The organism is Bacillus carboniphilus, assembly GCF_039522365.1.
Lineage (GTDB): Bacteria > Bacillota > Bacilli > Bacillales > JC228 > Bacillus_BF > Bacillus_BF carboniphilus.
This window is the reverse complement of record NZ_BAAADJ010000060.1, coordinates 1-14,167: the sequence shown is the minus strand read 5'-3', so window position 1 is coordinate 14,167 and position 14,167 is coordinate 1. Positions and strand designations below refer to the sequence as shown.

11 protein-coding genes are annotated in these 14,167 nt (G+C 40.3%); 6 read left to right on the top strand and 5 right to left on the bottom strand.

Going from position 1 to position 14,167, the window contains the following annotated elements; all coding sequences use genetic code 11:
* Positions 1–35: 35 nt before the first annotated feature.
* The 4 genes from ABDZ91_RS17725 to ABDZ91_RS17710 all read right to left on the bottom strand — a co-directional run bounded on the left by ABDZ91_RS17725 (position 36) and on the right by ABDZ91_RS17710 (position 8,489).
* On the bottom strand, positions 36–863 hold the full coding sequence (locus ABDZ91_RS17725) for a glycoside hydrolase domain-containing protein (protein WP_343801875.1): 828 nt from the start codon (positions 861–863) through the stop codon (positions 36–38).
* A 279-nt stretch (positions 864–1,142) separates the two neighbouring features.
* Positions 1,143–2,219: an FUSC family protein gene (locus ABDZ91_RS17720; protein WP_343801872.1), complete on the bottom strand. Its 1,077-nt coding sequence runs from the start codon at positions 2,217–2,219 to the stop codon at positions 1,143–1,145.
* A 212-nt stretch (positions 2,220–2,431) separates the two neighbouring features.
* Entirely contained in the window at positions 2,432–6,907 is a 4,476-nt protein-coding gene (locus ABDZ91_RS17715; protein WP_343801869.1) for a glutamate synthase-related protein, read from the bottom strand.
* A gap of 295 nt (positions 6,908–7,202) precedes the next feature.
* Entirely contained in the window at positions 7,203–8,489 is a 1,287-nt protein-coding gene (locus ABDZ91_RS17710; protein WP_343801866.1) for a glutamate-1-semialdehyde 2,1-aminomutase, read from the bottom strand.
* A gap of 215 nt (positions 8,490–8,704) precedes the next feature.
* Between ABDZ91_RS17710 and ABDZ91_RS17705 the strand changes: the two genes are divergently transcribed.
* The 5 genes from ABDZ91_RS17705 (at position 8,705) to perR (ending at position 11,923) form a co-directional block, all read left to right on the top strand.
* Complete coding sequence (locus ABDZ91_RS17705) at positions 8,705–9,106, top strand: ion channel (protein ID WP_343801863.1); 402 nt, start codon at positions 8,705–8,707, stop codon at positions 9,104–9,106.
* 65 nt (positions 9,107–9,171) lie between these two features.
* Positions 9,172–9,639, top strand: a complete 468-nt coding sequence (bcp, locus tag ABDZ91_RS17700; RefSeq protein WP_343801860.1) for a thioredoxin-dependent thiol peroxidase — start codon at positions 9,172–9,174, stop codon at positions 9,637–9,639.
* A 228-nt stretch (positions 9,640–9,867) separates the two neighbouring features.
* A complete protein-coding gene (locus ABDZ91_RS17695) occupies positions 9,868–10,824 on the top strand; it encodes a D-2-hydroxyacid dehydrogenase (protein WP_343801858.1) in 957 nt (318 codons plus the stop codon).
* A gap of 1 nt (position 10,825) precedes the next feature.
* Positions 10,826–11,377 (top strand): cob(I)yrinic acid a,c-diamide adenosyltransferase, encoded by a 552-nt coding sequence (locus ABDZ91_RS17690; RefSeq protein ID WP_343801856.1) that lies wholly within the window; start codon positions 10,826–10,828, stop codon positions 11,375–11,377.
* A 102-nt stretch (positions 11,378–11,479) separates the two neighbouring features.
* Positions 11,480–11,923, top strand: coding sequence for a peroxide-responsive transcriptional repressor PerR (gene perR, locus ABDZ91_RS17685; RefSeq protein WP_425541860.1), 444 nt, complete (start codon positions 11,480–11,482; stop codon positions 11,921–11,923).
* Between the two features lie 517 nt (positions 11,924–12,440).
* On the opposite strand, the gene ABDZ91_RS17680 is transcribed toward perR, so the two are convergent.
* Positions 12,441–12,788 (bottom strand): YgzB family protein, encoded by a 348-nt coding sequence (locus ABDZ91_RS17680; RefSeq protein WP_343801855.1) that lies wholly within the window; start codon positions 12,786–12,788, stop codon positions 12,441–12,443.
* A gap of 149 nt (positions 12,789–12,937) precedes the next feature.
* On the opposite strand from ABDZ91_RS17680, the gene ABDZ91_RS17675 reads away from it, so the two are divergent.
* Positions 12,938–13,801, top strand: coding sequence for a nucleotidyltransferase-like protein (locus tag ABDZ91_RS17675; RefSeq protein WP_343801854.1), 864 nt, complete (start codon positions 12,938–12,940; stop codon positions 13,799–13,801).
* Positions 13,802–14,167 lie beyond the last annotated feature (366 nt).

Below are 14,167 nucleotides of genomic sequence, written 5' to 3'. Positions count from 1 at the left end.
GTTTTGCCTGGTGCGACCTTTTGTAGCTTAATTTGTTATGGCTTCCATAGGAAATCAAACATTTCGGCTTTAAAGAGGTTTGTATCAATATTGCAGGTTTCTGCATCAATACCGTATTGCCATCCGTATAGACGTGATCCATCTGGTCCTTCTCCTTGAAAGTCAGGTGCATTTTGTTGAGAAGTAATGCCAACCTGAGGGAAAGCTGACCAAATGTTGGTGTTTTTTTTCACGTTTGGATTGGCTTCACTTGCTGTAAGAAAGGCTGAAGTCAGCTCGCGATCGGGGGAGAATATTCCATAAATACCTGGTGTGTAATCAGACTCAGCAAGAGCATCATGCCAGCCTCGGATAAAGGCATCGTTTACTGGATAATTTGGTTCGATGTCTGCAAAAATGGTAACACCTGCTGGGGCTCCAAGATTTTTCGCGTACTCAATCGCTTGGTTACCTTGCTGCATACCATGATCATAACCCCGTGCATCCGTGAAATGGTTATAGATTAAGAGGATACTAGTACCTTCTGCATGAAGGAGTTGGGCTTCGTTCTCCGTTAAACCGAAAGATACACCTTCTTTATCCCCCAAATATCTACCCCAGACGGCTGGTTCGCCAAAATTTTCTCTGACACAAGCAAACATTTCTGAGTTCGTGATACTGGCAGAGTCTACTCCCCATGAAATAGCAGGTTGGTCAGAGCTTGGTTCCTTGTTAGGGGGTTCGTGTTGAACCGGGGGGTTTTCGTTGGAAGGGTTGTCTGCGTTTTCTTTGGGATTACCAAAGACTGAAGCCAGAATAACCAGTCCAATTAAAAGTAAGGCAGGTAGAAAATAATATAGCAGGACATCTTTCCACCGCTCCATCTTATTCCCTCCTTTTCATTTGTATCCTATTCGTTGACAAAGGGAGGGGTGTCGGCCATAGATGAGAGGGGAGCATGGGAATAGTTGGTAATACTTTGGGTGTACAAATTATTAGCTGATTTGGGCGGCCTGACTTCGGATAAAGGGAGCGTAACTTCGGATAAAGGGAGCCTGACTTCGAATAAAGGGGGTCTAACTTCGGATAAAAGTAGTACAAATTCGGATAACACAAACAAAAACGCTTAGACTCATCTAGAGTCTAAGCGTTTGTAAAAAAGTTCAGGCATTATCGTCCTCACCTATAGATATCTGGTTTTCATCTTTATGATAAGAATAAAAACTGTGAATGAGCTTCTCGAGGTGCTCAAGGTTTTCACCATACTCCATGACAACGGAAATGAGCTGTAGCATATGAAATAAATTTTGCTGTTGCTCCTCCTGTGTATCTTTTTCATATTGAAGGAATAGGTCGATGAGCTCTTTTCGAGACATTGTGTAATTCTCTGCAGAATCGGAAACTCTGATTTTACCTAAGAACTGTAAGATAAGTTGCTCGTGTAGCACAGTTAGAGAACTTAAATGAGCCTGAATCACTTCTTGAAAGTTGGTAGGCATTAAATGCAGTTCATTCTCGAAACGATGTAACCTCTTCAGAATATCGAGCGCTCGTCGACAAGTCGCAATCATTTGTCTATAAATGACAAGCTTTCTGTACTTCACAAACGTGGTCTTTTTAAAATAGCTTCTTTCCTCTTTGTACAGTAAGTAGAGGTGATCCATTTTAATAAAGTTTTCCTTTAACTTTTCAATATCCCCTTTTAGGAGGCTGTGCTCAGAAGCTAAACGTGAATTGACTCGAATCCAGCGAATGATTTCTTCCGTGGTGTTCGAGATTTTATAAAATAGCTTCGTTTCATATTTGGGTGGTAGAAACACAAGGTTGATTAAGAAAGAGGAGGCTACCCCCACCATAATGGTTGAAAAGCGTAAGAATGTGAAGCTAAACAGTTGATCTCCTGGATTCTCCATGATGGCTATGACCGTCACCAAGGACAAACCAATTGCTGTATCCGTTTTGAGTTTTAAGTTAATGGCAATGACAACAACTACGGCTAGCCCAATAACTAAAATATCGTTTCCTAAAAAGTAAACAAAGACTACAGCTACTATAGCCCCAATGATATTGGACTGAACTTGATCTAAAATGGATAAATAAGATCGATATACGGTTGGCTGAATGGAAAAGACGGCTGCAATTCCAGCAAATATTGGAGCTGGTAGCCCTAGTAAGTCAGCAAAAAACAGAGCAAGCATAATGGCTATGCCTGTTTTAAAAATCCTGGCACCTAATTTCATGTTAAGATGATTTCCTCGCTTTATATTTTAATGAGTGTGTAAAATCCTGTAGTTAATAATCAATATTAAAGCATACATGGGATTATTCGAATGTTCAAGAATAATTTAGTAACTTGGACACAAGATTCAATACCCAAAGTCTAGTTGAATAAAACCCGGTTAAAAAAACCAGGTACCCCTATCATGCCCAAGGGTACCTGGTTTGCTTCATGTTATTCAGTTGATACAGATGGATCTGCTTGTTCTTTCGTTGGAATCACCTGAAGGAAATGGTTTTCAGGATCATCTAACAGGCCTTTAATCAAATTGATTTCATCGGTTTGTTCCGTTTGTGTTAATTCAGATAAATACTTTTGTAGTAATTCCTGAACGTCTTTTCTTCCTTTTTCATCTAAAGATTGAATCGAGACTTTGGCTCCTTTCGCAATTCTGCGGTTGAGAGCTTCCTTGGTTAAACCGATTTCAGGGTTATGACGAAGGTAGACAACCCCACCCGTCATCCCTGCGCAAATCCATGGACCTGGATCTCCTAATACAAGGCCACGACCATTGGTCATGTACTCAAAGGCAAAGCCCTTAATATTGGCATTCACCGAAATATTCCCTTGTTCCTCTTCAGGGACAGGAACAGTTCTGTGTCCACCTATAATTAAATCAGCACCAGAAAGACGAATACCTGCACGAGCATCTGCATTTCCTTGTGCAATTAACAGGCCTGATTGTGCTCCATAACCGAAGCCTTTACCAACCGAACCGTTGTAAAAGGCACCATTTTTACCTTTACCTTTTAAAATTGCAATCTTCCCTCCAAATGAAGTCTTTCCGACACCATCTTGAGCACCACCGTGAACCGCAATGGACACCCCTTCCGTATTATAAGCAGCTAATCCATTTCCAGGAATAGAGCCCTTTTTATAAGAAAGGTTGATAGGGTGTAGTTCTTGATAACCACCATTTAAGCGGCCCTTCACACGATGACCGGAAACCCTACTTCCTAGAACTCTTTGATTGGAGATGATTCCTAGGAATTCACGAGATTGCCCCAATTCTTCAACGGAGCTATCCAATGATTCAGCACCTACCGCAACCGACAATACTTCTTCCTCAATAGAGGCAGCAGCCTCCAAAGAAGGGAGGGACTGAACAGCAATTGGTTTTAATAAATTTTCTAAGTCAACAGAGTCTGTTCCACGTGTTTGTTCCAGCAAATCGGAACGACCGACAGCTTCTTGGATATTTTTAATCCCCATCTCAGATGCAAGCTGCTTTAATTCATCACCAAAAGCCGTAAATAGGTTGACGATTCCTTGAACAGCCAGGTCTGATTGTCGAGGAACAAAACGTCTTAATCCATGTTCCTTTGCTTGGACTTCATTCTCAATTTGAGTTGCAATTCCTACGTGACATGTATCTAAATGACAGCCACGACATGTTGTACAACCGATGGCAATCATGGATAGCGTTCCAAAGCCGATACGGTTCGCACCAAGAAGCATGACTTTTAAAACATCTTTCGCACTCTTAATTCCGCCATCAGCCCAAATCTCTACGTGGTTGCGAAGCCCAGCTTCTAAGAGGGCATTATGTGCTGCTTTCACTCCAATTTCAACTGGAAGACCCACGTGTTGAATCGCATGAATTCGAGCGGCCCCAGTTCCGCCATCAAAACCGCTCAGAGTAATGATGTCAGCTCCAGCTTTCGCAATCCCAACAGCAATCGTTCCGATATTTGGTACAACAGGAACCTTAACGGCAACCTTTGCTTGGTCATTCGCTGTTTTCAGCTCATGAATCATTTGCGCCAAATCTTCAATCGAATAGATATCATGGTTGTTAGAAGGGGAGATTAAATCGGAACCAATAGTCGCGTTTCTTGCTTCCGCAATCTTTGCGGTAACCTTTGATCCGGGTAAATGTCCGCCTTCACCAGGTTTTGCACCTTGACCAATTTTAATTTCTAATAGATTAGAAGAGTTCAGGAGCTCTGCGTTGACCCCGAATCGACCCGAAGCGATTTGTTGCCCCCGAGTTTTCGGATATTTACCGAGCATATCCTTAATTTCTCCACCTTCACCGTTCATACTAACCATATTTAAGCGGTCGGCACCTTCTGCATAGGCTCTAAACGCAATTTCATTTTGCGAACCAAAGGACATGGATGCAATAACGAATGGCAAGCTATGTTCACCCACAGACAGGTCAACTTCCTGTGGCTGTACGTTTTTTTCACTCTTTTTCAATTCGGTTAAATGACGAATCGTAATAGGATTTGCAGATTCTTGTTCATCCATTTTTTCACGATAAGCCGTGTAATCCCCAGTCTTAGCGACATCCCCAATGGCCTTCCATATACGAGGGAAGAGGTTAAAGGACTTCCCGATTCGCTTGGCATCCTCGTTAAATTCCTCGGCTCTTTGAATGGAATCTTCTTTTAGGTAGTGAAAATTATGCTTCACTTTTTCTGAACCTAGGAAGTTTACAATTTGCAGCACATCGGCAATTTCATCATGAAGGCCAATACTTGAAAATAGACGACCGTATCCACGGAGTTCGTGAATCCCAATTGTAGAAATCACCTTTTCAATCCCTTTAGTAAGTGCCCCATAAAGGTTAACTGCGGGTGCCTCATCCTCTTCAAATACCGTATTGAACATGTAATATGGGTTTACGGCATTTGCCCCAAGTCCAAAAGCAATCATCAAATCATGTAAGTTTCGTAAAGCTGCAGAGCGAAGTACAAGAGAGCAATCTCGTCGTTTTTTCTGGGAGACGAGTTCCTTGTGAACAGATGAGACCACTAAATGAGGGTCTAACCAGTAATACCCGTTTACATGTGACCACTTATCATCCAGGATGAGTAGGGTTTTTCCAGACTCAACTGCCTTCACCGCTTCTTGATTTAATCGCTTCAAGGCTTTAGCTATTGTTTCTTCCTTAGTAAAAGTAGTTGAGAGTGTGTAAGCGAGTTCCTTTTTACCAAAGTAACTCTTAATTTGTTCAAAGCTGGGCTGTTGAATGGTCGATGCACACAAGCTCCCTACTTTTCCTTCTAAAATGATGGGGGTTGATAGTTGAACAATGTCAACAGCTTCAGAAGCCCCGCCGAGTTGTGGTCTTTTTCCCAGAATGGTACGTGTAGAAAAATGCTCCGTTTCACGATCGCGGTCGATGGCTGGATTTGTCACAACGGCAACACTTTCTTTTATAAAATCACTAATGTTCGATCGATTCGGATTCATGGAAGCTAGTGGAGCATCATGACCAAGTGAACGAATCGGCTCAGCTCCCTTTTGTGCCATCTGTTCTAATAACTGAACGTGTTCTTTTTCCCAACCAAAGGCATTGTACTGCCCATTTGAAATTTGGGAAGGCACGAGATCCGTTACCTTGCTGTCGGCAGCCTCAATTGTTGGAGGAACAAGATGCTCTCGTATTCCTTCTAGACTATGAGTCTTTGAAAAGCGGTTATAGACTTCTTGTTGGTAGTCATCCATAAAATAAACACGAATGTGATCCCCTTCCCATTTCAGACCTACTTTTTCTCCAGGACCTAAAGGTTTTGGTTCTTCAACATATTCTGATGTTAATTTAATGCCAGGCTCAGAAGAGAACAGATACGAGGTTTCGGTGGATAACATCCAGAGTGGTCTTAACCCAAGGGCATCCACACTAAATACAGCCTCGTCACCAAATCGAGAAATGATCCCAGCAGGACCTTGTGCAAAATGACCCCATGCTTCTCGAATATAGGTATATAAATCTTGCAGATGTGTTGGATAGGCTTTGATTTCATTGATGATAGGAGGGAAGGCGATATCAACTGCTTCAAACAGAGAGTATCCTTTCTCAGAAATCAATGACTCTATCGTTCTATTTAAGTTTTGTGAGTCACTTCCCCCTTCTACGAGAGGAACATTTAACATACGAGCTTCGTCTTCAAGCTTCGAAATCGTGTTAATCTCTCCGTTGTGACCGAGAACGCTAAATGGCTGAACTCTGAAAAAGCTTGATAAGGTGTTGGTTGAATATCTGTTATGTCCTAAAGTCATGGTCGATGCTGTGAGCGGGTGAGAAAGGTCCTTAAAATACTTCGGAAGCTGCTCGCCAGCACCCATCACCTTATATACAGCGTGGTAATGACTAAAGGAAGCAACATGAACATTTTCGTTTTGTTCAGCCTTTACCGTCCATTGAAACAGCTTTTGGTTATAAGCTGCAGCGTCCTTATTTTCAGGTAGCACCGCTATTTGCCAAAAGACAGGGTTTTCTAGTCGTGCTTTTGGTCCAAGCGCTGATTCATTGACTCCAGTTGTTGATTCAAATACAAGCTGGAAACCGTCTGAGTCCAATAATGTTTTTAACTCCTGGATTTGTGCTTGATGGTGTTCACGTGAGATAAAAAAATGACCCACAGTAAAAAAAGGGTCATCGGCAAGAGAAGGGGAGATTTGGTGAGATTCTAGTTTTTCTTTCCACAAATCTTTGGGGATGTCGATGTGTATACCAACTCCATCACCTTCACCATTTACAAATCCTGCACGATGATTCATTGTTGTTAAGGCATCAATACAATCCATGATGTTTTGTTTGGTAGGAATTTTGTTTTTTTCGATTGAGGCAACAATTCCACATGCATCGTGTTCTGCATGCTTATATTCGCGGAAAAACTTTGGACTCCATTTTTTCATAACTTTGGCTTAACTAAGGGTTTCCTTAGCTGCCTTCACCTCCTTAAGAATGGTAGAAAACAAAACGCTTATGTAAGGGAGTAAATACGGGAAAACAGGAGAAAAAAGAAACGGAAAATTCAGAACGGTACTCCTATCATATCATACGAATATTCTGAATTCAAATAATTATACATTAGAGCGTATGAGGACAAAGTGTGTATTTTTATGAAAACGTTTACAATAAGGAGTAAAATAAAAATACAGAGTGGATGTAAATTCACCACTCTGTATTTTTATTACAAACTTTAGCTAATTAAAGCTGACTGAATGCATAATCTACCGCTTGTATTGTTTTTTCAATATCTTCTTCAGTGTGCTCGGTTGTTAAGAACCAAGCTTCGTATTTGGAAGGAGCTAGATTCACTCCTTGGCTGAGCATAAGTTTGAAGAAACGAGCAAAAGTTTCCCCATCTGTTCTCTCAGCTTGCTCGTAGTTAACGACCTTTTCATCAGTGAAATAAACTGTTAGAGCCCCTTTTAAACGATTAATGGTAATGGTGACTTTATGCTTATTGGCAGCCTCGAGGATTCCTTGTTCAAGCTTAGCGCCGAGCTGATCCATTTTTTCATAAACACCCTCCTGTTGTAAAACCTCTAAGCATGCAATGCCTGAAAGGATTGAGGCAGGGTTACCGGCCATTGTACCAGCTTGATAAGCAGGTCCGAGTGGAGCTACTTTTTCCATAATATCTTTTCTTCCACCGTAAGCCCCAATTGGTAAGCCGCCACCAATAATTTTACCCATGGCCGTTAAATCTGGAGTGACCCCAACCATGTTTTGGGCACCACCGTACATGAAACGAAACGCCGTAATAACTTCATCATAAACCACGAGTGCACCAGCATTATGAGTTAGTTCATTCACTTGCTCTAAAAATCCTGGTTTTGGCTCAACGATTCCAAAGTTACCAACAATCGGTTCCGCTAGTACAGCGGCTATTTGGTCTCCCCATTTATCTAAGGCTTCTTTAAATGGCTCAATATCATTAAAAGGAACCGTAATGACTTCTTGAGCGATACTTTTTGGAACCCCTGCAGAATCAGGAGTACCTAATGTAGATGGACCGGATCCAGCGGCAACTAACACTAAATCGGAATGTCCATGGTAGCAGCCCGCAAACTTCAAGATTTTGTCTCGACCCGTGTATGCGCGCGCTACACGGATTGTCGTCATAACTGCCTCTGTACCAGAGTTCACAAAGCGAACTTTCTCTAGAGAAGGAATTGCTTCTTTTAACATTTTGGCAAACGTAACTTCATGTCTCGTTGGAGTTCCATAAAGTACACCTGTTTCAGCTGCGTGTGAGATCGCCTTCGTAATATGAGGGTGAGCATGGCCCGTAATAATGGGACCATACGCAGCTAGATAATCGATGTACTGATTACCGTCCACATCCCAAAAGTACGCCCCTTTTGCACGTTCCATTGCCACAGGTGAACCGCCGCCTACTGCTTTGTAAGAGCGGGAAGGACTGTTCACTCCGCCCACTATATGTTCTAATGCTTCTTTATGTAATTTTTCTGATTCAGTAAAGTTCATACAAACACTCCTCTAATTAACTTCCGTCTTATTGTAGCATGTCATGTGGGCTTTCCTAAATGATTAAGAATACTCTGGACAAGGTTGTTCATATATTTGAATAGATGGTGGTTCGGTTGTTGAGTTCGGATAACCGGTGACTGAGTTCAGGTAACAAGTGCCACAGTTCGGATAAAAAAGGTGCTGAGTTCATTAACAGGAGGCACAGTACATACATGTTAATTATATTGTTAGTCATTATTTTATTTATACTTTCATTAAGTCTCGGCGGGGTATGGACAGATGATCACACCCGGAGACCGACCATAAGTGAGCATGTCCTTTATTTTGCCAGTCTTTATGCAACGGTTTTAATTGGCTTTGCCTTACTATATCTAGTATTAACAATTAACGGGATGGCAGTGATACAGTCTCTTGCTGATAGTAAAAATTACCTCACTATGCTGACCGACTCCTTATACGTTAGTGCCATGACTCTTTTTACAGTAGGTTATGGTGACTTTGTTCCGACGGGAATTGGCAAATGGATTGCGATTAGTGAAGCTTTTATCGGATATCTCATACCTACGAGCTTTGTCTTAAAAGTAGTGATGGAGGAAGGGTTAAAAAACAAGTAATCCTTGTAATTTGTATTTTTCGCATAGTTTCGATACGCTAGTGAAAAAGACGAAGGAGGATTACCATGACCATTTCTGAAGGACAAGTTGCACCTGATTTTACAGTAGAAGCTAGTAATGGGGAAAAGGTGAAGTTATCAGATTATAGAGGGAAATATGTCGTTCTTTATTTTTACCCGAAGGATATGACTCCTGGATGTACAACCCAGGCTTGTGATTTTAGAGACCTTCACAAGGACTTCGAGGGATTAAACGCAGTGATTCTAGGAGTAAGCCCGGATCCAATTAAATCCCATGAAAAATTTATTGATAAGCACGGTCTGCCGTTCTTGCTGTTGGCGGATGAGGATCATAAGCTTGCTGAAGACTACGGTGTATGGAAGCTTAAGAAAAACTTCGGTAAAGAATACATGGGGATCGAGCGTTCCACTTTTATCATTGATCCAGAAGGAAAAGTGGTGAAGGAATACCGTAAAGTAAAGGTAGCGGGTCATGTGGAGGATGCGCTTGAGTTTATTAAAAGCCAAGCTTAAGAAATGGACGGCCCATTTTTACAAACAAGGGGCTTTTGTCCATGCCAAACTCGTCTGTCTGAATACGTTATAGTAGGGCATACCTCCTCAATACTTCTCGGTCACGAGTCCACATGGTGGACTCGTTTTTTTTTCTGTTTATGTTTTCTTTTTCTAAAAAATCATTCAATGATAAAATAGAAAGTAAGAGTATTTAGACTATAAAGAAAAAAAGGGGATATGAATAATATGAGAATCGTTTCCTCCATCTTACCTACAGAGGAACTTCAACAACAAGTTCGTGAGCAATTTCCTGAGGATACTTTTGAATTTTATAAAGGTCTGAAGGGAGAAGATGCCTACCATGCTTTTTTAGAAGCAGATGTTTTTATTACATATGGTGAAGATTTAGAAGAACAAGATATTGAGAGAGCTCGAAATTTGAAGTGGATCTCAGTGATGTCAGCGGGATTGGAAAAGATGCCTTTTGAAGGAATAAAGAAAAAAGACATATTGGTAACGAATGCGCGTGGCATCCATAAAACCCCGATGGCAGAATATACACTCGGATATATGCTTCATCATGCGAAAAGAATGGATGCGTTTAATCAAGAGCAGGGTAATAAGAAATGGAATCGCCGTATTCCAACCCAAGAGTTAAGTGATGCGACCTTACTAGTTCTAGGGGCTGGTGCCATTGGTGGAGAAATTGCAAAACGCAGTCAACTGTTTGGAATGAAGACGATAGGGGTTAATACAAGTGGCCGACCAGCTGAATACTTTGATCAAACGTTCAGTATGGATAACTGGGAAGAAGCTCTTCCGCTTGCGGATTATATCGTTTCTGTACTCCCAAGTCTGGAAACTACGAAGCATTTGATTCAAGAAAAGCATTTTAAACAAATGAAGGATTCGGTTGTTTTTATAAACATTGGGCGTGGAGATTTGGTTCAAACAGACATCTTAATTAAGGCGCTGCAAAATAAGGATATTGCTCATGCTTATGTAGATGTAGTGGAGGAAGAACCTTTAGATGAGTCACATCCATTATGGAGTGTTGAAAATGTAACCATCACTCCTCATATTTCGGGTAAAAGTCCGTTATATTTACCACGTGCTTTTGACATTTTTTCGCATAATCTTCATATATATAAAGGGGTACCTGGTGAAATGAGAAATGTAATTTCTTTGGACAGGGGGTACTAGTATGAAAATATATACGAAAACGGGAGACAAAGGTACGACATCTCTCGTCTATGGACAACGTGTTTCCAAAAATGATGTCAGAGTAGAAGCATACGGAACTTGTGATGAGGCTAATTCATTGATTGGTCAGGGGATGAGCTTTTTACATGATGTGTCTTTCGAGGGGAAAGAGGATGTATTAAAACAAATACATACGATTCAAACGATTCTTTTTCATGTGGGTGCTGAATTGGCAACCCCAGCTGGAAAAGAAGTGGCATGGAAGCTTGAAGAAAAGCACATTAAGGAACTTGAATCCGCGATTGACCAATTAGATAGTGGCCTAGAACCATTAAAAAACTTTATCTTGCCAGGGGGACACCCGGCTGGTGCTACTTTACATGTTGCGCGAACAGTGGTGAGACGGGCAGAAAGAATAGCAGTTGGCCTCGGAGAATCAGCTAATCCGCTTGTTCTTTCTTACCTGAATCGACTTTCAGACTATCTATTTGTAGCGGCAAGATTTATAAATGCAAAAATTGGGTTTACTGAAAAAAACCTTCACCAAGTATAATTTGAATCAGACTAAAGTACGCTATTATTGACAAAAACTCCAATTTCTTTGTACACTAATTATAAACATTTTAATGTAAGAATTTTTACAGGAAAGAGGTGCATGACGGTGACAGAAATACAACTCAAAGAAGCGCTTTCCGCTCTAAAAGAAACAGGTGTTAGAATCACACCGCAACGTCATGCGATTTTGGAGTATTTAATTCAATCAATGTGCCATCCGACTGCTGATGATATTTATAAAGCACTCGAAGGGAAATTTCCAAACATGAGTGTGGCAACAGTTTACAACAATTTACGAGTGTTCAAGGATGTAGGTCTCGTTAAGGAGTTAACTTACGGAGATGCATCTAGCCGGTTTGATTTTGTAACCACTGACCACTATCATGTGATTTGTGAAAACTGTGGGAAGATCGTTGACTTCCACTACCCTGGGTTAGATGAAGTCGAACAGTTGGCATCACATGTAACAGGCTTCAGAATTAGCCATCACCGTATGGAGATTTACGGAACGTGTGATGAATGTGTGAAAAAGGAAGCGCACTAAGAAATTATTTCGGAGATGAACGATTCTTTATGGGTCGTTCTTTTTTTATGTTTTTAAGGGGTTTTTAACCGGGTTTTTTATAAAATTGAGGCTTTGACTGAATGGCAGTTAATAAATGCGGGGTTTATACGGTTGGAGTGGGGGAAATATGGTTGGTGAGTGGTGGTGGAGTGACACAGTGAGTCTGGGTGAGCGGGTGCGGACGTCGGTGAGTGCGAATAACAAATTATGAGTGCGGAAAGTTGTGTTTGAGTGCGAAAAAATCGTTTTGGGTGCGGAAATCATAATTTGAGTGCAAAATCCGGTTTGAGTGCGAAAAATGGTCAGTTGTGTGCGAGAATTACAGTTTGAGTGCGATTAACCAATGGTTTAGTGCGACAGCCGACCACCCGACTACAAAAGAATAAATGCCGGTTATAAACCCAAATCAAATTAAGTTCCGGTTATAAAACCATTTTAATAAAACAACCATCAACATAAAAAAACTAGCACTTATTTAAGGTGCTAGCTCTTTTCTTTACATCTTCTTTTTATTATAAGACTCGTCAAACTCTTTTCCTTCTAACTCACGGTCAAGAGTTAAAGGCTCTCTACAATACATACACATGTCGACTCGACCTAATAACTTGGTCACTTTTTTACAATTAGGACAAGTAACCTGCACAGCTTTCGTGGATAGCATCCCTATCCAGAAATAAACAATCGTACTTGCGATGATAAAGAGTAATCCTAATAGCATGAAAATAGTCATGATAATCGGTTTAGTACGGAAAAAGATCCCGCCATACATGACAATAAAGCCAACAAAGATTAAACTCAGCGCAAAGGTACGGATTTTATTTATTTTATTTGAATATTTGGCCATGTTCATCGTACCTCCTAGGCAACAATATATCACATTTTAAATTAAATTTCGTTAATAGATTTCAATTGAAACATGTTATCCTTTAGAAGGAGTTTTCATCAAAATGTAGAAAATAGTGATTATGTCACTAAGTAAATGGAGGAGAGGACATGGAAGATATCCTTCGACCGATCTACCAGGAAAAAGCTAGCTTACCTTCAACATTAGGAATAACTTTAATATTAAAAAGCCAAAAAGCAAGTCCGCTAACGGACACTTTCGACGCCGTACTCTTAGTTATCACAAATGATAGTTCGCATAAAGTATTTGTTAAACATTATGCTTACGGAGATCAAAAAGCAGCCTTGCATATTGTTCATGAAGATCAATTAAGAGAATGGATTATGTTTGGAACCAACCGTAAGATCTTTGAATGGTTATATAGTGGGAAAATACTATTTGACCGAAACGAGTTCATGGACAGGCTAAAGGAAGAGTTAAGAGACTTTCCGTTCTATGGACGAAAAGTAAAAATGGGCTTGGAATTTGCTAAGCTTATAAGACGCTATATGGATGGGAAAGCATTCTTTGAAAACAAACAATATCTAGATGCCTATAACCATATTGTCCATTCACTTCATCATTTAGGAAGATTAGCTGTGATAGAAAATGGCTTTCATCCAGAGGTTACAGTATGGAATCAAGTGAAACAGATTGAACCTGAAATATATAAACTATATGAAGAGTTAGTCATAAGCGAAGAGTCACTAGATAAAAGATTAGAACTTTTATTCCTAGCGAGTGAATTCTTAATCCACTCTAAAACAGAAATTGGAGCGGGACATCTGCTAGAGGTTATGAAAGAAAAAGAGTACTGGCAATTTCAAGAGTTGCTAAGTCATGAAAATTTAGAACGTTACTCAGTAGATTTAGGAATGCTGATTGAATATCTAGTGGAGAAAAAGATTATTCAAGTTGTAGAAAGAGAAACAAAAGGTCCAGGTTTATACCATCGCTACTATGCTTATTCATAGGTGAAAAGCATTTGAGAACAGCGCAGAGATCAATCTTTTGATCTTTGCGTTCAATTTTTTTTTGTAAAAGTGGTTGACGTTTAATAGAGAATCTTGTTATAGTATTAAACGTCGCTGATGCGGCAACAACGAAAAAACAAATTGAAATTTATTGTTGACACCAACTTCGGAAGGTGTTAAGATGTAAAAGTCGCTGTTTTGAGCGGCACACAAAATGAAGCTTACTAAAACAATCAAGTTATTGATTAAAAGTAAGTAACATTGTTCCTTGAAAACTGAACAAAGAAAAACGTCAACGTTAATTCAATTTTTATTTTATGAGCTATTCAAATCTTTTCTTTTATGGAGAGTTTGATCCTGGCTCAG